Raw genomic sequence first — 22337 nt, 5'->3', positions numbered from 1 at the left:
TGGAGTTCATCATGAAAGTTATGTCATCTGTGTTTTTAGCCAGTATTCTCGCGATGGGTTCCGCATTCGCAAACGTGACTGTCGCGAAGGAGATCTCCCCCGCTAAAAGCGTGGACAATGTTCAGATGAACTCACAACAGGAATTGATCGACCTGTTCTTTGCTGCCGCCAAAATTGGCAATAGCGAAGTCATTAATGAATTTTTAAAACACGGCTTCCCGGTCGATGTACGCAATAAAGAGGGTTATACGCCGTTGATGATGGCAACGTATTATGGTCATCAAGCGATTGTCAGTAGTTTGCTTAAATATGGTGCTGACCGCTGCGCTCGAGACAATCGAGGCAATACGGCCTTAATGGGTGCCTTGTTTAAAATGGAATTTGCGATTGCCAAGCAGCTGCGTCAGGTAGATTGTGATGCCCAGGTGCAAAAAACCGGACACAAGACCACAGCCGAATTTGCCAAAGTGATTGGTCAGGAAAAACAGTTGCAGAAACTGATTCAGGAGCAGGAAAAAGCTCAGGCCAAAACCCAGAAATAAACCGGGTTATGCTTCTGATACTTTTGTCGCAAATACAGCCAGCTGTACGTAAATCCTGCATTATTGCATGACTTTTTATGCTTTAATGCAGAGATAAGCACAGCGATATTCCCTTAGTTATGGCTCCAATTATCCATTCTCTGTTAGATACTGACTTGTACAAATTCACCATGTTGCAAGTGGTCTTACACAAGTTTCCGCAAACGCATAGTGTCTACCATTTCCGTTGTCGTAATCTGGAAGATACAGTCTATCCATTGACGGATATTCTGGATGATCTCAATCATCAACTGGACCTGCTGTGTCAGCTCAAATTCAAAGAAGATGAACTACAATATTTAAGAAGCTTACGTTTTATCAAAAGCGATTTTGTGGATTATCTGGAACTGTTCCAGCTCAAGCGCCGTTTCATCAAGGCCAGTATCGACAGTCAAGGTCGTCTGGATATTGTGGTGGAAGGCCCGATGGTTCAGGCGATGATGTTTGAGATCTTCGTACTGGCGATTGTGAATGAACTGTATTTCAGCCGCATTCGCACGCCTGAAGTATTGGCAGAAGGCGAGCGTCGTTTAAAAGCTAAAATTGAGCTATTAAAACAGTATGATGCTGCGCAAAACCCCAATGATCCACCATTCTTGGTGTCAGATTTTGGTACGCGTCGCCGTTACAGTTTCGATTGGCAAAAGCATGTCGTCGAAGAATTTAACAAAGCTGCACCGCATGTGTTCCGTGGTACCAGTAATGTACTGTTAGCCAAAGAGCTGGGCATTACCCCGATTGGCACCATGGCGCATGAATTCCTGCAAGCTTTTCAGGCGCTGGACGTACGTCTGCGTAATTTCCAGAAATCTGCACTGGAAAGCTGGGTACAGGAATATCGTGGTGACTTGGGCATTGCCCTGACCGATGTAGTCGGTATGGATGCCTTCCTGCGAGACTTTGACCTGTACTTTGCCAAACTGTTTGATGGCTTGCGTCATGACAGTGGTGATCCCTATGAATGGGGTGACAAGGCCTATGCGCATTATAAAAAGCTGAAAATTGACAGTAAAACCAAGATGCTGACTTTTAGTGATGGCTTGAATCTGGAAAAAGCCTGGAAACTGCATCAATACTTTAAAGACCGCTTCCAGGTCAGTTTTGGCATTGGCACCAACCTGACCAATGATATGGGGCAAATCCCACTCAATATTGTGCTGAAACTGGTGGAATGTAACCGTCAGTCAGTGGCCAAAATCTCGGATAGTCCGGGCAAAACCATGACTGATAATGATACTTTCTTGGCCTATTTACGTCAGGTTTTTGAGATCAATGAGCCAGCCTAAGTCAGTTTGAGCAATTCATAATTTTAAAGAACCGTGTCTATGCAGATGCGGTTTTTTATACAAGACGCTTTTAGACCAGAGTTTAGCTAAAATCTTGCTAATCATCTGCAAAGAAAGCGCATCAGTGTAAAAACGAGCTGTGCTAAGATCAACAGGATTTGACCAATAATAGCCATGATAACGATGACCGCTGCAGCTTTTAATTTTGGCCTGCTGATTGAGGCAGAAGATTTAGTTCCCTATTTGGGCCATGAAAAACTTCGTATTGTCGACCTGAGCCGTGCCTCTGTGTATGAGCAGCTGCATATTCCGCATGCCTTGCATTTAAAGCCTAAACTTCTGGTGCATCAGGATGAATACAGCATGGGATTATTGCCAGATGCAGAAGGCTTGCAGGCCCTCATCGATTATCTGAATATTTCTCCTGAGCATCATGTGGTGGCTTATGATGATGAGGGCGGGGCATGGGCCGGACGTTTGCTGTGGAACCTGCATTGTCTGGGTTTTGAAAATACCAGTTTATTGAATGGCGGGATTCATGCTTGGCTCGGTGCTGGCTTGCCGACTTCTTCCAATCAGGAGCAGTTTGCGCCAGTGAAGAACGTATTGCAGGTTAATCTCGAGCATCAGGAGAATTTTCAGATTGGTTATGATGAACTGCGCCAACAGGTTGAAAATCAACAGGTTCAAATTTGGGATTGCCGCACGCAAGATGAATATACTGGCCTACGTTTAGCGGCTCGACGCGGCGGTCACATTCCGGGAGCATGCCATTTTGAATGGAGTACTGCCCTTAACCGTGAAAATCATTTAAAATTGCAGCCTTTACCACGTACTCAGCAGCGTCTGGAACAACTGGGCTTTGATTTGAATCAACCCGTTGTGGTGTACTGCCAGTCCCATCACCGCTCAGGTTTGGCCTATATTCTGGGTCGTTTACTGGGCTGGAAAATTCGAGCCTATGATGGTGCGTGGAGTGAATGGGGCAACCGCCTCGATAGTCCAATCGCTACAGGGGAGTTGCCATCTTGAGCATCACGTCACGTTTAAAACAACAGTTTTTTATTAAAGCTCAACGATTAGTACCGCAACATCGCTTGTCTCGGGTGGTGGGTAAAATTGCCGCCAGCGAAAACCCGATTATCAAAACTGCTGCAATTACTGCCTTTAAGGCGCAGTATGGCATTGATATGTCAATTGCTGAACAGGCTAATGCCCTGAAATTCAAGTCATTTAATGAATTTTTTACGCGTGCCCTAAAAGAAGGTATCCGTGCGGTTGATCCAGATGCTACGAGCATTGTTTCGCCTGCAGATGGTGCGATTTCCCAGCTGGGTAAAATTGAAAATGGCGATGTGCTTCAGGCTAAAGGCCAGAAATTTACCGTTGAAGCCCTGATTGCTGATCCGCAACTGGCCGAGCCATTCAAAAATGGTGAATTCGCGACCGTGTATTTGTCGCCACGTGATTATCATCGGGTGCATATGCCATTTGCCGGAACATTAACTGAAACGCTATATGTTCCAGGCGAGCTGTTCTCGGTAAACCAGGTAACCGCAGAAAACATTCCAGGCCTGTTTGCACGTAATGAACGTATGGTCTGCCTGTTTGATACTGAAATCGGCCGTATGGCGGTGGTATTGGTCGGTGCGATGATTGTGGCGGGTATTGAAACCGTGGCAACCGGCAAAGTGAAGCCTTCCGGTCGGATCGAACTTAATCAGCATGACCTGTTCTTGAAAAAAGGTGCTGAGCTGGGTCGTTTCTACCTCGGTTCAACTGCAGTGATTTTATTTGAAGAAAATAAAATGCAGTGGGATGCCGCATTCAAGGCCAATTCTTTGGTGAATATGGGTGAAGCGTTGGGGCATATAGTTTAAAGATTTTAGCCTCCCTTTATTAACGGGAGGTTGGAGGGATTTTTTATTTTTACAAATTTATAAATTCCCCTCATTCTCCCTTTGCGAAAGGGGGGAGGTTCCCTCTCCTTATAGGAGATGAGCAGCACTGCTGCGCAAGGGAGAGGTTTAAAAAAAGCGCCATCAGGCGCTTTTTTATTTCTAGAAATTTATCGTTTTACGACGATGGAGTCGATTCCGCTATTTTGCAAGGTTTGCTGTGCGATAATCGCTGCTTCTGCAGAATCGTAAGGGCCAGAAACCACGCGATACCAGACTTTGCCATTTTCTACACTACGCACCACATCGGCAGATAAACCATTGAGAATAATTTCAGCACGGCGGGCATCGGCCTGATCCGGATCATCAAAACTACGGACTTGCAGAATATAACTAGCCGGTGCCGCAACAGGTGCTTCGCTGGCTTCTAAGCCAGGCTCAGTCGTCGTCGCTTCAGGTGTAGCCACTTCAGGTCGAGGGGCTTCAACGATGACTACCGTATCCTGATTTTTGTTTTCAGGGACGGCCTGTTCAGGAATCGGCGTCACTTGCTGTTGTGGTAACAGGTCATAAAAACGGTAATCTTTGTTGGTGTCTTCTTCTTGGACAGATTCAATACTTGTTTGAGTTTTCGGTTTAACCGGTTCCCAGGGCTTCCAGAGCATCAGTGCCATCAAAAAACTTAACACGATTAAAATGATCACGAGTGTGCCGAGCCAGGTTGGAATAAGTGGCTTTTTAGGCTTATTCGGTCTTTCAGATACACCGCGCTGCGTTTTTCCAAACACTTGGGATTTTCCTCTTATTAATTGGGACATATAGAAAAGGCATAACAGCAGTTATGCCCCTACTATCACTTCATCCTATGTGATCAGGATGCAAAAGTCATCTTCTAGATCACAAATCACACAGAATTTTAATTTATCTGTATCTTCAGGCACATAGCTAAAGTTACAAAATGTCTGCTCAACAGATAAACGGCATGCTCTCAAGCTAAGCTTAAGAGCATGGGAAGTTGCTTACATGCTCACTTCGAGCTTAGCTCTTGTCTTGCGTCAATATAAAAGCAGTGCTTTACATTTCTGCTTCGAGCCTAGCTCTCGCCTTGCGAGCATGCAAAACAGTGTTTTGCTTACATGCTCTCAGGAGCTGATACGCCAAGCAGTTCCAGACCGTTACGCAGTACCTGACGCACGTTCACTGATAATAGTAAACGTGCCTGAGTCAATTCAGCGTCATCACCGAGTACTTTATTGTCGTTGTACCAGCCGTGGAATAATGCTGCCAGCTCTTTCAGGTAGTTACCGATTTGATGCGGCTCATAGCTGTTTGCAGCACGTACCAGAATTTCTGGATATGCAGCCAGCTTGGCCAGGATTTCAGTTTCAGCATCAAGCTCCAGCTTAGCCGCCAAATTACGTGCCGCTATAGCATCAAAGTTGACGTTGGTAGAAGCTGCTTTTTCTAACATACGGCAGATACGGGCATGTGCATACTGGATGTAATACACGGCATTATCTTTGCTTTGTGACACAGCAAGATCGAGATCAAAATCAATGTGCTGTTCAGACTTACGCATTACGTAGTAAAAACGTGCAGCATCATTGCCGACTTCTTTACGCAAGTCACGCAAGGTCACAAACTGACCTGAACGGGATGACATTTGTACCATCTCGCCGCCACGCCAAAGACTTACGAACTGAACCAGAAGAACCGTTAATTTTTTTGAGTCATAGCCCAGCGCATCAATGGCCGCTTTTACACGTGCGATATAACCGTGGTGATCCGAGCCCCAGATATCGATGATATCGGTATAGCCACGTTGTAACTTGTTCAGGTGGTAAGCGATGTCAGACGCGAAGTAAGTGGTCTGACCATTACGGCGTTTCACGACACGGTCTTTTTCATCGCCGAATGCAGTTGATTTAAACCAGATGTTGCCATCCAGTTCATACAGGAAACCACGCTGATCTAAAGTCTGTAAGGCTTCTTCAATTTTGTCTGTCAATGATTCTTCGCTGAACCATTGATTGAAGGTTACACCAAACTCGCCCAGATCATCTTTAATATCATCCAGAATCGCTTTAAGCGCGGCTTGCAAGAATACGCGATAGCCTGTGCCAATTAACGCTTGTGAATTAAAGATCAAACCATCGATGTGTTTTTCTTTGTCGCCAGACAATACGACTTTATTGCCATCAGCATCTAATTCAGCTGCAAACTGTACATCTTCAGGCACGTCTTTATACACGTCAGCCACAGGACGGACATAGGCATCGCCATCCTGATCAATAATGCTTTGCGCGATTTCTTTAACGTAGTCGCCTTGATAGGCATTTTTCGGGAACACCAGTTCCTGACCGGTTAATTCTAAGTAGCGCAGATAAGTCGAAGTCGCCAGAATGTCCATTTGACGGCCAGCATCATTGACATAGTATTCGCGATCTACTTTTGCACCGGTCGCTTCAAGCAAGTTCGCAACTGTCATACCATATGCAGCACCACGACCATGACCTACGTGCAGGCTAGAGGTCGGGTTGGCAGAGACGAATTCAACCTGAATACGTTTGTCCGCATTAACCTGGGTACGACCATAAGTTGCCTGTTGTGCCTGGATTTGATCGAGGACTGCAAAGCGCTGGTCGGCATTCAAGAAGAAGTTAATAAAACCAGGACCGGCAATTTCTGCCTTGCTGATATCCGCCACTTCAGGCAGGGCAGCAAGAATTTTTTCCGCTAAATCACGTGGCTTCATACCCGCAGCTTTCGACGCGATCATGGCAATATTCGACGCAAAGTCACCATGGCTTCGGTCTTTGGTACGCGTCAAATTACTTGTATTGTTCCAGTCAGATGGGAGTACGCCTTGTGCCTGTAAAGTGTGCACTGCATGATCGAGAGCTGCTTGTATTGCCGTATTCATAATCAGTCGAAAATAGAGATCGCAGAAAAACAGCAAATATAGCAAATTTCAGGCTGTTTAGGTAAAAGCATTTCTAGGGAATAAAAAGTAGAGGATCACTTCGTCAGAAGTTTTTGACTAAAGAAAGGGAAAATAACCGGATTAATCCCGTGAAAATAAAACCAGTTTTCAGCTCAACACTTCAGATGAAAAAACAATACTCCACCGTACAGAATTTGGCTTATATTAGTCATCTGAAAACAGTAAAAAGAGCATGTCGTGGCTGCATCACAACGTCCGACCATTATCGGTCATATTCCCAAACTTCCTGCAAAATGGGCATTGATTATTGTGCCTTTTATCCTGTCCTGCCTGATGAGTGGCATTATTTCCATGATTAATATGCTGCGTAACCTCGGCTGGATTGATGGGTTTATGGCACTCTGGTTTCATAACTGGATGATTTCCTGGGCAATCGCCTTTCCGATTGTGGTGACCTTATTGCCTTTCGTACGCAAATTCACTGGGCTATTGGTAGATATGTCCGGACCTCAGCCACCAAAGTGATCATTTTTTTAATTTGATCTGGCTGGAGTCAATTCTTGGGCATTTTAAAAGTCGGGCTGTATGGGGCGAATAGCGTCATCTTTAAATTAAATGCTCTACTGCCGCCCGGATGATCCCGAGCACCAGACCGATACAGGCACCAACCACTACACCATTGACCCGGATCATATGCAGGTCACCGCCGACTTCATTTTCAATCTTGTCGATCATCTCGCTTGAATCCCATTCGTGGATGCGCTCACTGATAAAACGGATGACTTTTTCACTGTACTGGTCACTCAGGTCAACCGCGATCCCGCTGAGACGTTTATTCAGCAGTTCACGTACCGAGGCATTCGAGATGATATTTTCTCCGACCTGCTGAATGGCAATTCTAAGATTTTCCGCAATACCCGAATCAGGTTTTTGCAAGTCTTCCTTGATTGCATCACATAAAATCACCACCGCACCGCTAATAAAATTCAGCACTTGTGGGCTGTCCAGTAAGGCATCTTTGGTTTCATTCAGACGCTGGCTGGCTTCACTGTCATTATCTGCCAGCTGCAACATCCAGCTATGTCCTATGTTCTCAATTTTGAGTCGCCACGGATGGTCTGGATCGGCCAGCATGGCTTCAACTCGCTGAATCACGGAATCAATACTGCGTTGCTGCACGTCAATCCCAATCCAGCTAGCGCCTTTGGCCAGTTTCCACACGCCCATTTCCTTAAACAGGTTACGGGTCAGCTCGTGGGTTTGTTCCGGATGCGAGGTCATCCAGGCATGCACCACATCCAGTCCACGCTGTAGCACATCCTGATGGAAATCATTGTCCAGAACGGCATGCAGCATTTCGCTGGCCAGAGTATTGATTTGGGTATTTTTGACCCATTGCACGCTGTTGCTCTGTATAAATCCGGCAATCTGTTCCTGTCCCACAAATTCAAAGATTTTAGGCACCGTCTGCTTGATGACTTGGGTCACCTGGGCATTATTTTGTGGATTGGCCAGCCAGCGTCCTGCAGCCAGACTCAGGTCAGTACTGTCCAGACTGCGCTGTACAATTTGCGGAGAAAGAAAATTTTCCTGCACAAAACGGCCCATCGACTCTGCAATACGAGCCTTGTTACGTGGAATGATTTCGGTATGGTCGCGTAAAAATTTGGGAATAGGCAATCTACCAAAAGGGTTACGAAACAGCACGGTGATTGCATACCAGTCCGCCAGACCACCGACCACACCCGCTTCTGCCGAGAGCATCAGAATATGAATGAGCCAGACATATTCTGGTAGCAGTTTGGCTGCAACCATCAATGCCAACCAGGTCAGTACGGCGACCACCAGGGCGATGGTCGCGAAACTTTTACTGCGTTGTAAGCTCGGGGAGATACTCTCTGTCTGCATAGATCATCCTGTCAGGAGGGATTGGCCGGTTGCGGTTGCAGCACTGCACCGGATGGACTTAAACCATATTTAGCTCCAAGTGACTGTAAAATCAAGCGGGCATCAAAGGCATCTTGAGGCGCCTGATTGGCCTTGAAGCATTCAATGGTATAGGCCACCTGGGCAGGATCTAGAGTCACGGTATAAGGACGGTCATAGAATGGGTCTGGCCAGAACCCCGGATATCGGCGGTAATAGCCGTACGGATAAAAGCTCGGCGCCGGATAGACGATGGCCTGACGTGGAGGTTGCTGGGTGCGGTTACTTGGATCATTCAGTACTCTGAAGAACTGAAAGCCATTTTGTACGGTAGTCTGTGCGGCTTTGAGCAGGGTAATTTCTTCAGCTGTGCCAAAGCTCATATTGGGACGGGCTTGAAAGCTGATACGGTAAGTGTTGCTGTTGAGGGGGGTGGTACTGTAGCGACCTAACTGATCAAATGTTAAAGGCTTTGAGGGTGTGGTTGCACAGCCGGTCAGGCTGATGGCAGCAATCATACTCAATCCCAGTAGCATGTTTTTCATGTTTGATCTCCTGATGCAATGATCCAGTCCAGACAGCCGGTCTTAAAAAATCTTAAAAACTGCTATCGGGCTGGGTCAGGAAAGTAAGTTCTTCATCGGTCGATGCACGACCCAGAATCTGATTCCGGTGCGGATAACGTCCAAAGCGGTCAATAATGACCTTGTGCTTTTTCTCGAATTCCAGATTGGTCGGATTGCCCAGACGCTGAAACAGTTTTAACGCGAATTCATGAATCAGTTTGGATTCGCTGTGCATAAATGGCATATACAGAAAGACACGCTGTTCCGGACTGAGCTGTTGATCCAGGTTCAGGCTGATGGCTTCCTGAGCCAAGGCCAGTGCCAGACTGTCTTGGGCAAAAGCTTGGGGAGAATCACGGAATAAATTTCGTGAAAATTGATCTAGCACAATAATTTCGGCCAGCCGGCCTTCTGCGGTTTTACGCCAGCCCCAAAGTTCAGCCTGGGCTGCCTGCTGATGGGTGCTCATGAACTGCTGCGCAATACTTTGGTCGAATTCATGACTTTGGCTAAACCATAGAGGCTGGCTGTCCGGATGAAACCAGAAGTCTAAAATATCTTGATAATTCATAATATTTACAATTCATTAGCATCTATTTGTTAATAAAATCACAAATTTTCCATGTCTTATAGAGGAAGTTTGTGTTAAAAATTTGCCAAATTAAAAATCAATGGTTTGCCTGAAAACTAGGCAGCCTGTCATGTGCCGGCATGAAATCACGTTATACTGATTAAACCGATGATTTTAATTTAATAATTTAGCCCCCTTAAGCGAGATTGTAATGAGTCAACCTGAATCGACTTCCCAAAATGTGTTACCGACCTGGGTCGAGTCGTCACTCATCAAAGGCATGTTGCGTGGTATCGAGCGTGAAAGCTTGCGTATGCAAAGTGATGGTTTCCTGTCACAGGCAGCGCATCCTCGTGCCTTGGGTTCAGCCTTGACTCATCCACATATCACCACAGACTATTCTGAAGCGTTGATGGAGTTTATTACTCCGCCACAGGACAGTATTAAAAAAGCGCTGGACTATCTCAGCGATATTCATGCAATTGTGCATCGTCATTTGGAAAATGATGAAAAGCTTTGGCCTTTGTCGATGCCGTGTATGCTGGATAGTCGTGATGACAGCATTCCACTGGCACAATATGGCCGCTCGAATATCGGTTTATTTAAAACCTTGTATCGTCATGGTCTAGGTGTGCGTTATGGCCGCCGTATGCAGACGATTTCAGGTGTGCATTACAACCTGTCTTTCCCGGATCATCTGTTCGAGGCCTTACAACAGCAGGAACAGGATGAGGCCCTGAAAGCGCTGAGTTTGCAGGATTATCGCAGTCATCGCTATATGGGTCTGATCCGTAACTTTATTCGTCTGACCCCACTGGTGATGTTCCTGATCGGGGCCAGTCCGGCGGTCTGCCAGTGCTTTATGACTGGCCGTGATCATTTCTTGCTGCCATTGGTCAAAGGTACCTTGTATTCGCCTTATGCGACTGCGCTGCGTATGGGACGTTTTGGCTATCAAAACTCTGCGCAGAAACAGCTCGGTATTCACTACAATAATTTGCAGGACTATCTGGACGGACTGCAAAAAGCCGTTAAAACGCCGTATAAACCGTTTAGTCGTCTGGGACTAGATGATGCCAATGGCCAGCCGATCCAGATCAATGATCATGTGCTGCAAATCGAAAATGAATATTACAGTCTAGTGCGCCCGAAACAGGTGCCGCTCGCGGGTGAAACTCCTTCACAGGCACTGGAAAATCGTGGGATTGCCTATGTCGAGCTGCGTGCAGTCGATGTCAATCCGTACAGCCCGATTGGCATCAATGAAGATACTGCCGGCTTCCTCGAAGTAGTAGCCTTGTACTGTTTATTGCAGGACAGTCCGGCGCTCCTCAGCGATGAGCAGGATATTATTGAACAGAATCAGGCTGAAGTGGTGAACCGTGGTCGTGCGCCAAATGCCGCAATTATGGAAAATGGCCAGTCTTATCCGATTGAAGACTGGTGTGCCATGCATTTGCAGCGCATGCATCCCTTGGCCAAGCTGTTAAATTCAGCCTATGACAGTACTCTCTATACCGATGCATTAAAAACCATGATGATCCGGGTCGATGAAGTCGATGCCACCTTGTCTGCTTTGGTAGTCGGGGATACGCGTGAACAGGGCGGTATGTGGCATTTTGGCCAACATCTGGCCCAGCAGCACAGCAGTGTCTATGAAGAACATCAGCTCAGTCCGGAAATACTAGCTTATTTTGAAGAAATGTCACAAAAGTCATTGCAGCAACAACAGCAACTCGAGCAAGATAGCAGCATCAGTTTTGCTGACTATTTAGCCCAATATCGATAAAGAATAAGAGGATTCACCATGCAATGGGGTTATCGCTTCGTGAGTGGTATGTTGTTTCTGGCTGCTGTCATCGGCATGGCATTTGCCTTATATCTTGAGCATGTACAGGGTCTGGCGCCTTGTCCGCTCTGTGTGTTTCAGCGTGTTGGATTAATCGGACTGGGGATCATCTCACTGATCGCATTCCTGCATAATCCCGCATCTAATCTCATGAAGCGGCTGTATGCCTTGCTGGGTTCGCTTAGCATTTTGTGGTCTGTGGGCGTGGCTGCGCGTCATGTCTGGCTACAGAACCTGCCACCGGATCAGGTGCCGAGCTGTGGTCCCGGTCTGGAATACTGGCTGGAAACCCTGCCGATGCAGTCTGTGTTGCAGCAGGTCTTAAATGGTTCGGGGGAATGTGCCGCGATTGACTGGACCTTCTTGGGTCAATCTTTACCTGTCTGGTCTTTGATCTTCTTCAGTATTTTATTGTTGATCAGTTTATGGCAACTGTTGCGAAAATATAAAAAGACACCGGTTAAACGACTCAGAGATAAATATTAATTCAGTACGTCATAAAAAAGCCCTCAATCGAGGGCTTTTTTATTTAGTTCAGGTCAGGGCAATGCCTTCCAGACTGTCCAGATCCATCACATATTCATGAATCTGATCAAAGGCTTCATCTTCTACATTTGGATAGAACCAGCGTGCCACCTGCTCGGCCACTAGCGGATGATATTGAATTTCAAAATGGTTCAGGCCATAGAAAATCGCCTTGTTTGCATCGGGGACTTTGAGCTGAAAGCGCGGATTGGGATGCTCGCCCAAAGCACTTTTAATACTGACCAGATAATCACCAATCACATGCAAGGTCTTGTTCTTGCGATTTTCAAACCCGATGGTGCCGGCGACCAGATAGGTATCGATATGAGACGGAATCGGGGCAGGTTTACGGTGATCGTCCATAAAGCCGATCCGAAGCGGATTATGCTCCCAGTCATCATCCCGGACGCTGCCATGGCGTAAATCTAAAATACCGTTACTGCGAATATTGACCAGATGACCAAGCAACCGGATCAGTGGAAAATGTCCGAGTTTGTCCTGCAAGCTAAAACCAAAACGTTCCAGTACCGCACCATGATGCGGTGAACCCAGACAGACCAGATTCTCCACCATGTTGACCCAGCTATATACATTCTGCTTGCCATAGAACAGTGCGCTGCGTGACACCAGTCCACCCATGCTATGGCCGATCAGGTCAATACTGGTAATTCTCGGATTGCGAACAACCAGATCCTGTAAGGTATTCGCCAGACTGCGGCCATTGGCAGAAATCCGGCGTCCAGTATTGTAATTCAGATAGAGCATGGTATTGCGGTCGCGCTGCGCCAGTAATTTTGCCCCAATGCCTTCATATTTGCGATTTGACCAGTCTAAATGGTTCATGCATAAGCCATGTACAAACAAGGTAATACGACCGCTTAGCTCACCTTTTTGCAGCGAGCCATAATGGTCATAGATCACCATCGGCAGGGCTAGAGGGTTTTGATATTTCAGCAGATAATCCCCGATAATGCCATTTAAGACACTGACCAGAAAATGCAAGGAAGGCGTCAGCGGTTTATTATGCAGTTTAGGAAACCGTTCAATAATCTGGCGCAAAGCAGGGGCAATCAGGGTATTGCCATAATGAAACAGCGTGTCATAAGACATTTGATAGAGTCGCACGATTGAAGGAATATTCTGAATTTTTTCTGAATTATTTTCACTTAAACCGAAAATACTCATTAAAATTTCGCGTTGAATACTCTTGATCAGCTCCTGGATCACATCGTTAAAGCGCATCGTCACCAGCTGCGCCAGACCTTCCAGTACATCGGCCTGACTCGGCGGGGTTCGATCCCATCGACAATAGGTTTCATGTAACGGTGTCAAACTTGGCATCTGATCCTGTCCTTTCAATGAGCCGCATGTGGTGCCATCTTTCTTTTTAAAGAACTTCGCGGTATAAATTCTTTTTCTTGTTGAGTTTCCGGATTTTGAGGGCCTCAGCTTAAAATAACGAGAATGAGAAAAGATTTTGGGCTTTTTTGTCAGACAATTTAAGTAATTAACTGGTCTTATAACGTAGTGTACTTCACATTATTTAAATTAAATTTTGATGATTGATGGGTTTTTTGTTGGTAGTTCATGAATATCATTTATTTGCATGGTTTTAAGAGTAATTCAAACTCGATCAAGGGGAAATTGCTGCAACATTACTGTGCAAAGTATCCTGAAATTCAGGTACATTTACCCGATTTAAACATGTCACCGAACGCTGCCATTGCGCATGTTTCTGGCCTGATTGAATCGATGCATGATGTGGCGTTACTGGGCAGTAGTCTCGGCGGATTTTATGCGACATATCTGGTCGCACAGCATGCTGTGCCTGCTGTACTGATCAATCCGGCAATGCGACCATGGCAACTGTTTCGTGAACTGTTTGATGAGCAATTGCCTTATCAGGTACATCCCAACTGGTGTCTGGATGAGGCAGATCTGGTACAACTCCAGCAATTGGCCCTGCCTGTTGCACAAGATGCAGACAAAATACTGGTTCTGCTGCAACAAGGCGATGAAGTTTTGGATTATCGTGAGGCACATCGTTATTATAGTGCTGCGCATCCCCCGGCTATGCTGATGACTGAAGCGCATGGCAGTCACGGGATGGATGATTTTGCGGAAAAAATTCCGTTCGTCTTACAGTTTTTATTGGACTGCATAAAAAAGGAAACCGAATAACGTGTCTCAATATACGGCTCAATCTCTTGAAGTTTTATCTGGTCTGGATCCGGTCCGTCGTCGTCCGGGCATGTATACCGATACTTCTCGTCCCAACCATTTGGCACAGGAAGTGATTGATAATGCTGTCGATGAGGCACTCGCAGGGCATGCCAACCAGATTACCGTCACGGTCTATAAAGATGGTTCTTTGTCAGTTGAAGATAATGGCCGTGGTATGCCGGTAGATATTCACCCTGAATATGGCCAGAGCGGTATTGAAATCATCATGACCAAACTGCATGCCGGCGGCAAGTTCAGTACCGATAACTACCAGTTTTCCGGTGGCTTGCATGGCGTGGGGATCTCGGTAGTCAATGCACTTTCAACCCGGGTAGAAGTTGAAGTTCAGCGTCAGGGCAATCTGTATAAAATGGCTTTTGAAAATGGCGAACCGGTTGCACCGCTTGAAGTACTGGCAGGTAAGGCACCAAAACGGGTATCCGGGACAACAGTTCACTTCTGGCCAGAAGCCAAATATTTTGATTCGCCTAAATTTGCCCTGAAAGCCTTAAAACATAATCTTAAAGCCAAAGCTGTTCTGGCCGCAGGTTTAGAGATTAATTATATCGATCAGATTAATGACGAGAAGATTACCTGGCAGTTTGAAAATGGTCTGGTCGACTATTTGATGGACGAGCTGGAAGACCGTGAAATTATTCCGGCACCGGCTTTTGTCGCAACAGGCGATGCAGAACGCGCTAGTACAGAATTTGCGATTTGCTGGAATGTCGAAGGTGGTGAAAGCGTCCAGGAATCTTATGTCAACCTGATTCCGACCGCACAAGGCGGAACCCATGTGAATGGTCTGCGTTCAGGTGTCACCGATGCGATGCGCGAGTTCTGTGAACTGCGTAATTTGCTGCCGCGGAATATGAAACTCTCTGCCGAAGATGTCTGGGACGGCGTCAACTATATCCTGTCGCTGAAATTTCAGGAGCCACAATTCTCCGGCCAGACCAAAGAACGTCTGTCGAGCCGTGAAGCAGCAGGGATTGTGCAGAATATTGCCAAAGATGCCTTTGCACTGTGGTTGAACCAGAATTCTGACATCGCCATGCAACTGGCAGAAATGGCAATTTCTAAAGCCGGTCGCCGTTTAAAAGCTGCGAAAAAAGTAGAACGTAAAAAGATTGTGGCAGGTCCAACCTTGCCGGGGAAACTGTCAGACTGTGTAGGGCACGATTTGGATCAGTCAGAACTGTTTATTGTGGAAGGGGATTCTGCGGGTGGTTCGGCCAAGCAGGCGCGTGATAAGAACTTCCAGGCGATCATGCCAATTCGCGGTAAGATTCTGAATACTTGGGAAGTTTCTTCTGACGAAGTTCTAGCATCTCAGGAAGTACATAATATTGCGATTGCCATTGGCGTTGATCCGGGTTCGGATGACTTGTCCGAATTGCGTTATGGCAAGGTCTGTATTCTGGCCGATGCGGACTCGGATGGTCTTCATATTGCCACTTTGCTGTGTGCACTGTTTGTAAAGCATTTCCCGACTCTTGTAGAAGAGGGACATTTATTTGTCGCAATGCCACCCTTATTCCGTATTGATGACAATAAAGATGTGCACTACGCTTTGGATGAAGACGAGCTGAATAGCATCCTGAAAAAATGCAAAACCAAGAATCCGCAAATTACCCGATTCAAGGGTCTGGGCGAGATGAATGCCAGCCAGTTGCGTGAAACCACACTTGATCCAAACACGCGCCGTCTGGTGCAACTGGATTTAGATGATGCTCACCATACTGCAGGTTTATTGGATAAACTCTTAGCGAAAAAACGTGCGAGTGACCGCAAAGACTGGTTAGAGCAAAAAGGCAATCTGGCAGATTTGGTGGTTTAAACTATCGAATTTAAGCAACAAAAAATCCCGCAAGTGCGGGATTTTTTGTTTTAAAACAGTGCAAAATTTATTCAATATGCTGCACTTTATTTGTACATCATCTTCTATCTCACTTCTGCCATGTTTTCATTGCTCTTTGCGCGACTTACTTAGAGTTAAGCTCGGATACAGCATTTAAATACAGGTTTAATTCTTTTTAGTATTACTAAATAACTGATTCATAATACAAATGATGAGATCAGCTTGAGCAATTTCTTTTATTTTTTGAAGCCTTGGCACAGAAATTGAATCACTCCATCCAGATGTACAACAAGACAAGCATGAAAAATGTGCACCATTATAAAGTTTGGAGAAAATCTGATGTTCCAGCGCAATTTATTTTCAAAAAGTATTTTAGCCGTAACCATGGCAGGGGCTGTTGCATTAACGGGGTGCTCAAAATCTGCTGAAAAAGCAGAAGCCCCGGGCGCAGAAAGCAAAGTCGCAGACAGCGGCGATACGATTAAAGTCGGGATCCTACATTCATTGTCAGGCACGATGGCAATTTCTGAGACCTCACTGAAAGACACGGCCTTAATGGCGATTAAGGAAATCAATGATAATGGTGGGGTACTGGGTAAAAAACTGGAACCGGTGGTGGTAGATCCAGCATCAGACTGGCCACTCTTTGCAGAGCAAGCACGTCAGCTGATTACCCAAGACAAAGTCGCGGTGATTTTCGGTGCATGGACGTCGGTGTCACGTAAATCTGTCTTACCAGTGGTTGAAGAGCTGAATGGCTTATTGTTCTACCCAGTACAGTACGAAGGCCAGGAACAATCCAAAAATATTTTTTATACCGGTGCTGCGCCTAACCAGCAAGCGATTCCAGCCGTGGAATATTTGATGAGCGAAGAGGGCGGTAAAGCGGAGCGTTTTGTTCTGCTCGGTACAGACTATGTGTATCCACGTACCACCAACCAGATTTTACGTGCTTTCTTAAAGTCTAAAGGCGTGGCCGATGCTGACATCATGGAAGAGTACACTCCATTTGGTCATAGCAACTATCAAACCATTGTCGGCAATGTGAAAAAATTCGCAGCCGGTAAAAAGACTGCGGTGATCTCGACCATCAATGGTGATTCCAACGTACCATTCTATCGTGAACTGGGTAATCAGGGCATTAAAGCTTCTGATATTCCCGTAATGGCGTTCTCGGTGGGTGAAGAAGAACTGCGTGGTATTGATACCAAGCCATTGGTCGGTCATTTGGCGTCATGGAACTATTTCATGTCAGTGAAGAATCTGGTCAATACTGAATTTACCAAAAAGATGAAGCAATACGCGGTTGAATTTAAATTACCGAACGTCGATAAGCTGGTCACCAATGATCCAATGGAAGCAACCTATGTCGGTATCAACATGTGGAAACAAGCCGTTGAAAAAGCCGGTTCTACAGAGGTCGATAAAGTCCGTGAAGCGATGGCAGGTCAAGAATTCAAAGCACCATCGGGTTATACCCTAAAAATGGATGCAAGCAACCATCACTTACACAAGCCAGTCATGATTGGTCAGATTCGTGGCGATGGACAGTTTGATGTGGTCTATAAGACGCCTCAAGCCATTCAGGCACAGCCATGGAGCACCTATATTCCTAAATAAAAATGACCTATAGCCTGCTGCATCAGCAGCAGGTTTCTTTTGATTTTTTTCCTTTTCTTTATGGATGAAATTCCACTTTAATAGGGGTGAATATAATGAATATTCGCGTGAATATCGCCGCTATTTTTCTGGTATTTGCACAGTTTATTTGTGTGCAACTGGTATCAGCAGAACAATCCTCAAATAGCACTGCATTGACTGCAGCAGTACAACAACAAGATGCAATCCAGCAATTTGTGCAAGGTGATTTTGCCCAGCGCCGTGCTTTACTGAAGCAATGGCCGGGCAGTATCGAACAGTTAGATCAGCTTGCAGAATATGTTGAAAATGAGCAGCTTTATAGTGGTTCCAATGGTCAAACCTATATTTTAGAATCGGACGAAAAATTACTCAGCTACCCGAGTCTAGACATCGTGACGGACTGGCCAAGTGATTTATCACAAATGACTTTGGTCAATACTTTGCGTAAAGCACTCAACTTTGGTTTGGCACAAAGAAAACTCAAATCTGAAGATGCTTCTGAGCGTTTAGACGCGATTGATATTTATGAAAGCAATCTTACAGAACTTGATATAGCACATATCAATGCGCTGTATTTAAAAGAACAAAACAATAAAGTCAAAGCCCGTTTGGCTCAGCTGAAAGCCCGTCTGGATTATCAAAACTCAGATGTGCTCGTCAAAATTCAAGCCGCAAAAATTTTACAAGATTCTAATCGTCCTGATGTCTTGGCGATGATCGACAATGAGTTGGCACAGCCGAATATCCATCCTGAGCTGAAAGCGGCTTTGCTTGAAGCGAAAAGCAGTATTAAAACCCGTATTCAAGCCAGCGAATGGACAGGACATTTATTTTCAGGTTTAAGTACCGCCAGTATTTTGTTGCTTGCCGCACTGGGTCTTGCGATTACCTACGGTTTGCTCGGTGTGATTAATATGGCGCATGGCGAGCTAATTATGATTGGCGCCTATACCACTTATGTGGTGCAAAGCCTGTTTAAAAGCTATTTGGGCAGTTATGTCGATTGGTACTTAATCGTCGCGATTCCTGCAGCATTCGTGGTCAGTGCCTTAATTGGCATGTTGATTGAACGTACAGTGATTCGTCCACTGTATGGTCGTCAATTAGAAACATTGCTTGCGACATTCGGCGTCAGCCTGATTCTGATGCAATTGGTGCGTATGACCTTTGGTGCACAAAACGTCGAAGTGTCGAATATTTCATGGCTCTCGGGCGGGATCTCGATTACCCCAAGTTTGATGCTGCCCTATAACCGTATTGCAATTATTGTCTTTACAGTTGCTGTGCTTTTACTTCTCGTTTACCTACTGAATAAAACCCGTTTTGGCCTCTTTGTTCGTGCCGTAACGCAAAATCGTCAAATGGCACAAGCCGTCGGTATTCGCTCAAGCCGCATCGACATGATGGCCTTTGGTTTGGGTTCAGGTCTTGCCGGTCTTGCAGGCTGTGCCTTGGCGCAAGTGGGTAATGTCGGGCCGGATTTAGGGCAAAACTACATTATTGATGCCTTCTTGGTTGTAGTAGTCGGTGGTGTTGGTCAGGTGTGGGGTGCAGTCCTTGCAGCGCTTGGTCTAGGCATCAGCGGTACAGCACTCGAAATCGGGATTGGTGCGGTACTCGCAAAAATTATTCTCTTGGTGCTTGTGATTTTGTTTATTCAAAAACGTCCACAAGGTTTGTTTGCCATCAAAGGCCGTTTCGTGGAGTAAGCACATGAAGATGACACAATTATTATCAGACAAACCACAGAGTGGCATCGCGATTGCTGTGTGCTTTGCCATTTTGTTGGTACTGCCATGGTTACACCTATTACCTGCCGATTCAGCCCTGCATTTATCTGCGTATTGGGTCACTTTGATTGGCAAAATCATGTGTTTGGCTTTGGTGGCTTTGGCACTGGATTTGGTGTGGGGTTATGCCGGCATTTTAAGTCTCGGACATGGTTTGTACTTTGCCCTTGGCGGTTATGCCTTTGGGATGTACCTGATGCGTCAGTCTGCAGGGGATGGCATTCCAGACTTTATGCGTTTCCTTAGTTGGACAGAAGTGCCATGGTTCTGGATGGGGACTGAATACTTCCTTTGGTCATTGGCACTTGTGGTTTTAGTGCCGGGTATCATTGCCTTTATTTTTGGTTTCTTTGCTTTTCGCTCGAAAATTAAAGGTGTGTATTTCTCGATTATTACCCAAGCCATGACCTTTGCAGCAGCCTTATTGTTCTTTCGCAATGAAACAGGTTTTGGCGGTAACAACGGCTTTACTGGTTTTAAAACCATTTTAGGCCTGGATATTACCTCGGCATCTATGCGTGCCAGCTTGTGCTTTATCACCGCTTTGGTGTTGTTGCTGTGCTTTATCAGTTTACGTCATTTGATGAATAAACCGTACGGGCGTGTGCTGGGTGCAATTCGTGACAGCGAAAACCGTCTGCAATATTTGGGTTATCGCACGCTTTGGTACAAGCTTTCTGCTTGGGTGCTTTCTGCGGTGATTGCAGGGATTGCAGGGGCGTTGTATGTGCCACAAGCCGGTATTATTAACCCAAGTGAAATGAACCCTGTCAACTCGATTGAAATGGCGGTTTGGGTGGCAGCTGGTGGTCGTGGCACGCTGATTGGTCCATTGATTGGGGCAGGCATGATTAATGGGGTAAAAACCTATTTTACTTCGGCTTATCCTGAAGCATGGCTGTTGATTTTGGGTGCGTTATTTATTGTGGTGACCATCTTCCTGCCAAAAGGCATTATTGGTCTGTTTGACCGTTTTAAAAAGGAGCGTAGCGAATGAGCGAGATTCTGCAACCTCATGGTGGTCATGCTGCTGAAAGCTATGGTCGTCCAAAAGAACAAGGCGCAGACTTTACTCACGGCATTGCGCTGTATCTGGAAAAAGTCAGTGTGTGGTTTGATGCCTTTCGTGCTTTAAATGATTTATCGCTGTATATCGAAGAAGGGGAATTACGCTGCATCATCGGGCCGAATGGGGCAGGGAAAACCACCTTGATGGACGTTATTACCGGCAAAACCCGACCAACCGAAGGCACCGCATTTTTCGGGCAAAATTATGATTTAGCCAAAATGAGTACCGAAGAAATTGCCGAAGCAGGCATTGGGCGGAAGTTCCAAAAACCGACTGTATTTGAAAATTTCACTGTGATGGAAAATCTGCTACTTGCAGCACCGAAAGATAAACGGGTGAAAAAAAGTTTCTTTAGCAAACTCGATCCTGATGCACAAAATGCTTTGGATGAATCACTCACGCAAATTCGTTTGCAAGAACTCATCAATAAACCGGCAGGCTTGCTATCACATGGTCAAAAGCAATGGCTTGAGATTGGTATGTTGTTGATGCAACGTCCCAAACTGATTTTACTCGATGAACCTGTAGCAGGCATGACCGATGCCGAAACCGAGCGTACAGCAGAATTGTGTTTGGAGCTGAAAAAGAACCATACCTTGGTGGTGGTGGAACATGACATGAGCTTTATTGACACCATTAGTGAAAAAGTCACGGTGCTGGCGCAAGGGGCGATTTTGGCAGAAGGCACATTGGCAGAAGTACAAGCCAATGAAGATGTCATTGAAAAGTATTTAGGACGTTAAGGAGACCGCGATGTTAGAAGTCAAAGACGTCAATCAATTTTATGGTGGCAGTCATATTTTACGTGATGTGTCGTTGACCGCACCTGTGGGTAAATGTTCGGTAGTGCTTGGGCGGAATGGGGTGGGGAAAACCACGCTCCTTAAATGTCTGATGGGCATTTTACCGATTAAATCCGGACAGATTTTGCTGGATGGTAAAGACATATCTAAGCTCAGTCCTGAACAGCGTGTACGTGAAGGTTTAGCGTATGTGCCACAAGGTCGAGATATTTTTTCAACGCTGACGGTTGAGGAAAACATCCTCATTGGTATGGCGAAATTTAAAGGAACAAAGACACGTAAAGTGCCTGAGCATCTATATGAAATTTTCCCTGTCTTGGATGAGATGAAGCATCGCCGTGGCGGAGATTTGTCCGGTGGTCAGCAACAGCAACTTGCGATTGCGCGTGCATTGGCCTCTGAACCGTGTGTGCTGATTTTGGATGAACCGACTGAGGGCATTCAGCCATCCATTATTAAAGACATTGGGCGGGTGATTCGTAAACTGGCCGATGGTGGTGAAATGGCGATTGTGCTGGTGGAACAATTCTATGACTTTGCTGAAGAACTTGCTGATGGATATATCGTAATGGCACGCGGGCAAGTCGTGGCGCAAGGTGTAGGCAGTGAAATGCCAGAGAAAGGAATTCGGGAGTTGGTGGCGATTTAATTTCCCTCACCTTAACCCTCTCCCTATGGGCATAGGTATCTACACAATTTCCGAGCTTTGCGTTAAATTGAAGAGCATGCTCTTCAATTTAACATCTCTGGTCTGGATCAGCGTCTTGTCAAACGCTATAACGGCCTTGTAAAACTCAATATGAA

General features: G+C 45.8%; 20 protein-coding genes. 14 read left to right on the top strand and 6 right to left on the bottom strand.

The annotated features are described in order from the left end of the window. The first annotated feature begins 11 nt into the window (after positions 1–11). The 4 genes from WAK81_RS02590 (at position 12) to asd (ending at position 3747) form a co-directional block, all read left to right on the top strand. A complete protein-coding gene (locus tag WAK81_RS02590) occupies positions 12–542 on the top strand; it encodes an ankyrin repeat domain-containing protein (RefSeq protein ID WP_422195563.1) in 531 nt (176 codons plus the stop codon). 119 nt (positions 543–661) lie between these two features. Continuing rightward, positions 662–1867, top strand: a complete 1206-nt coding sequence (gene pncB / locus WAK81_RS02585) for a nicotinate phosphoribosyltransferase (protein ID WP_422195562.1) — start codon at positions 662–664, stop codon at positions 1865–1867. Positions 1868–2050: 183 nt separating this feature from the next. After that, positions 2051–2899: a sulfurtransferase gene (locus WAK81_RS02580; RefSeq protein WP_422195561.1), complete on the top strand. Its 849-nt coding sequence runs from the start codon at positions 2051–2053 to the stop codon at positions 2897–2899. Then, complete coding sequence (gene asd, locus WAK81_RS02575; protein WP_422195560.1) at positions 2896–3747, top strand: archaetidylserine decarboxylase; 852 nt, start codon at positions 2896–2898, stop codon at positions 3745–3747. Before WAK81_RS02580 ends, asd begins: the two co-directional genes overlap by 4 nt. A gap of 188 nt (positions 3748–3935) precedes the next feature. On the opposite strand, the gene WAK81_RS02570 is transcribed toward asd, so the two are convergent. Then, a complete protein-coding gene (locus WAK81_RS02570; protein ID WP_422195559.1) occupies positions 3936–4553 on the bottom strand; it encodes an SPOR domain-containing protein in 618 nt (205 codons plus the stop codon). A gap of 344 nt (positions 4554–4897) precedes the next feature. After that, a complete protein-coding gene (gene argS / locus WAK81_RS02565) occupies positions 4898–6688 on the bottom strand; it encodes an arginine--tRNA ligase (protein WP_338840390.1) in 1791 nt (596 codons plus the stop codon). Positions 6689–6946: 258 nt separating this feature from the next. On the opposite strand from argS, the gene WAK81_RS02560 reads away from it, so the two are divergent. Further along, positions 6947–7234 (top strand): DUF2798 domain-containing protein, encoded by a 288-nt coding sequence (locus tag WAK81_RS02560; RefSeq protein WP_004647201.1) that lies wholly within the window; start codon positions 6947–6949, stop codon positions 7232–7234. An 81-nt stretch (positions 7235–7315) separates the two neighbouring features. Here the strand turns inward: WAK81_RS02560 and WAK81_RS02555 are convergent, their stop codons facing one another. Genes WAK81_RS02555 through WAK81_RS02545 form a run of 3 tightly spaced genes read right to left on the bottom strand, consistent with a single transcriptional unit; the run spans position 7316 to position 9772 of the window. Next, on the bottom strand, positions 7316–8617 hold the full coding sequence (locus tag WAK81_RS02555) for a DUF445 domain-containing protein (protein WP_422195558.1): 1302 nt from the start codon (positions 8615–8617) through the stop codon (positions 7316–7318). Positions 8618–8628: 11 nt separating this feature from the next. Continuing rightward, a complete protein-coding gene (locus tag WAK81_RS02550) occupies positions 8629–9180 on the bottom strand; it encodes a CC0125/CC1285 family lipoprotein (RefSeq protein ID WP_004647203.1) in 552 nt (183 codons plus the stop codon). Positions 9181–9232: 52 nt separating this feature from the next. Continuing rightward, positions 9233–9772: a DUF924 family protein gene (locus WAK81_RS02545; RefSeq protein WP_422195557.1), complete on the bottom strand. Its 540-nt coding sequence runs from the start codon at positions 9770–9772 to the stop codon at positions 9233–9235. Positions 9773–9983: 211 nt separating this feature from the next. On the opposite strand from WAK81_RS02545, the gene gshA reads away from it, so the two are divergent. Continuing rightward, positions 9984–11561 carry a glutamate--cysteine ligase gene (gshA, locus tag WAK81_RS02540; RefSeq protein ID WP_422195556.1) on the top strand — a complete coding sequence of 526 codons (1578 nt, stop codon included), beginning with the start codon at positions 9984–9986 and terminating at the stop codon, positions 11559–11561. Between the two features lie 18 nt (positions 11562–11579). After that, on the top strand, positions 11580–12107 hold the full coding sequence (locus WAK81_RS02535) for a disulfide bond formation protein B (protein WP_422195555.1): 528 nt from the start codon (positions 11580–11582) through the stop codon (positions 12105–12107). A gap of 48 nt (positions 12108–12155) precedes the next feature. Here the strand turns inward: WAK81_RS02535 and WAK81_RS02530 are convergent, their stop codons facing one another. Next, entirely contained in the window at positions 12156–13487 is a 1332-nt protein-coding gene (locus WAK81_RS02530) for a hypothetical protein (RefSeq protein WP_422195554.1), read from the bottom strand. A gap of 246 nt (positions 13488–13733) precedes the next feature. Between WAK81_RS02530 and WAK81_RS02525 the strand changes: the two genes are divergently transcribed. The 7 genes from WAK81_RS02525 to urtE all read left to right on the top strand — a co-directional run bounded on the left by WAK81_RS02525 (position 13734) and on the right by urtE (position 22182). Beyond that, positions 13734–14327, top strand: coding sequence for a YqiA/YcfP family alpha/beta fold hydrolase (locus WAK81_RS02525; RefSeq protein ID WP_422195553.1), 594 nt, complete (start codon positions 13734–13736; stop codon positions 14325–14327). A gap of 1 nt (position 14328) precedes the next feature. Continuing rightward, a complete protein-coding gene (parE, locus tag WAK81_RS02520) occupies positions 14329–16209 on the top strand; it encodes a DNA topoisomerase IV subunit B (protein WP_422195552.1) in 1881 nt (626 codons plus the stop codon). Between the two features lie 360 nt (positions 16210–16569). After that, positions 16570–17850 carry an urea ABC transporter substrate-binding protein gene (gene urtA, locus WAK81_RS02515; RefSeq protein ID WP_422195551.1) on the top strand — a complete coding sequence of 427 codons (1281 nt, stop codon included), beginning with the start codon at positions 16570–16572 and terminating at the stop codon, positions 17848–17850. Between the two features lie 95 nt (positions 17851–17945). Next, entirely contained in the window at positions 17946–19580 is a 1635-nt protein-coding gene (gene urtB, locus WAK81_RS02510) for an urea ABC transporter permease subunit UrtB (RefSeq protein WP_422195550.1), read from the top strand. Positions 19581–19584: 4 nt separating this feature from the next. Beyond that, positions 19585–20658, top strand: coding sequence for an urea ABC transporter permease subunit UrtC (urtC, locus tag WAK81_RS02505; protein ID WP_422195549.1), 1074 nt, complete (start codon positions 19585–19587; stop codon positions 20656–20658). After that, positions 20655–21473, top strand: coding sequence for an urea ABC transporter ATP-binding protein UrtD (gene urtD / locus WAK81_RS02500; protein WP_422195548.1), 819 nt, complete (start codon positions 20655–20657; stop codon positions 21471–21473). Before urtC ends, urtD begins: the two co-directional genes overlap by 4 nt. Positions 21474–21483: 10 nt before the next feature. Continuing rightward, entirely contained in the window at positions 21484–22182 is a 699-nt protein-coding gene (urtE, locus tag WAK81_RS02495) for an urea ABC transporter ATP-binding subunit UrtE (protein ID WP_422195547.1), read from the top strand. The last annotated feature ends 155 nt before the right edge of the window (positions 22183–22337 follow it).

The sequence above is a fragment of the Acinetobacter sp. genome (assembly GCF_049284435.1).
GTDB lineage: Bacteria > Pseudomonadota > Gammaproteobacteria > Pseudomonadales > Moraxellaceae > Acinetobacter.
The sequence above is the reverse complement of the archived record's forward strand: the minus strand, read 5'-3'. Positions and strand labels throughout refer to the sequence as shown.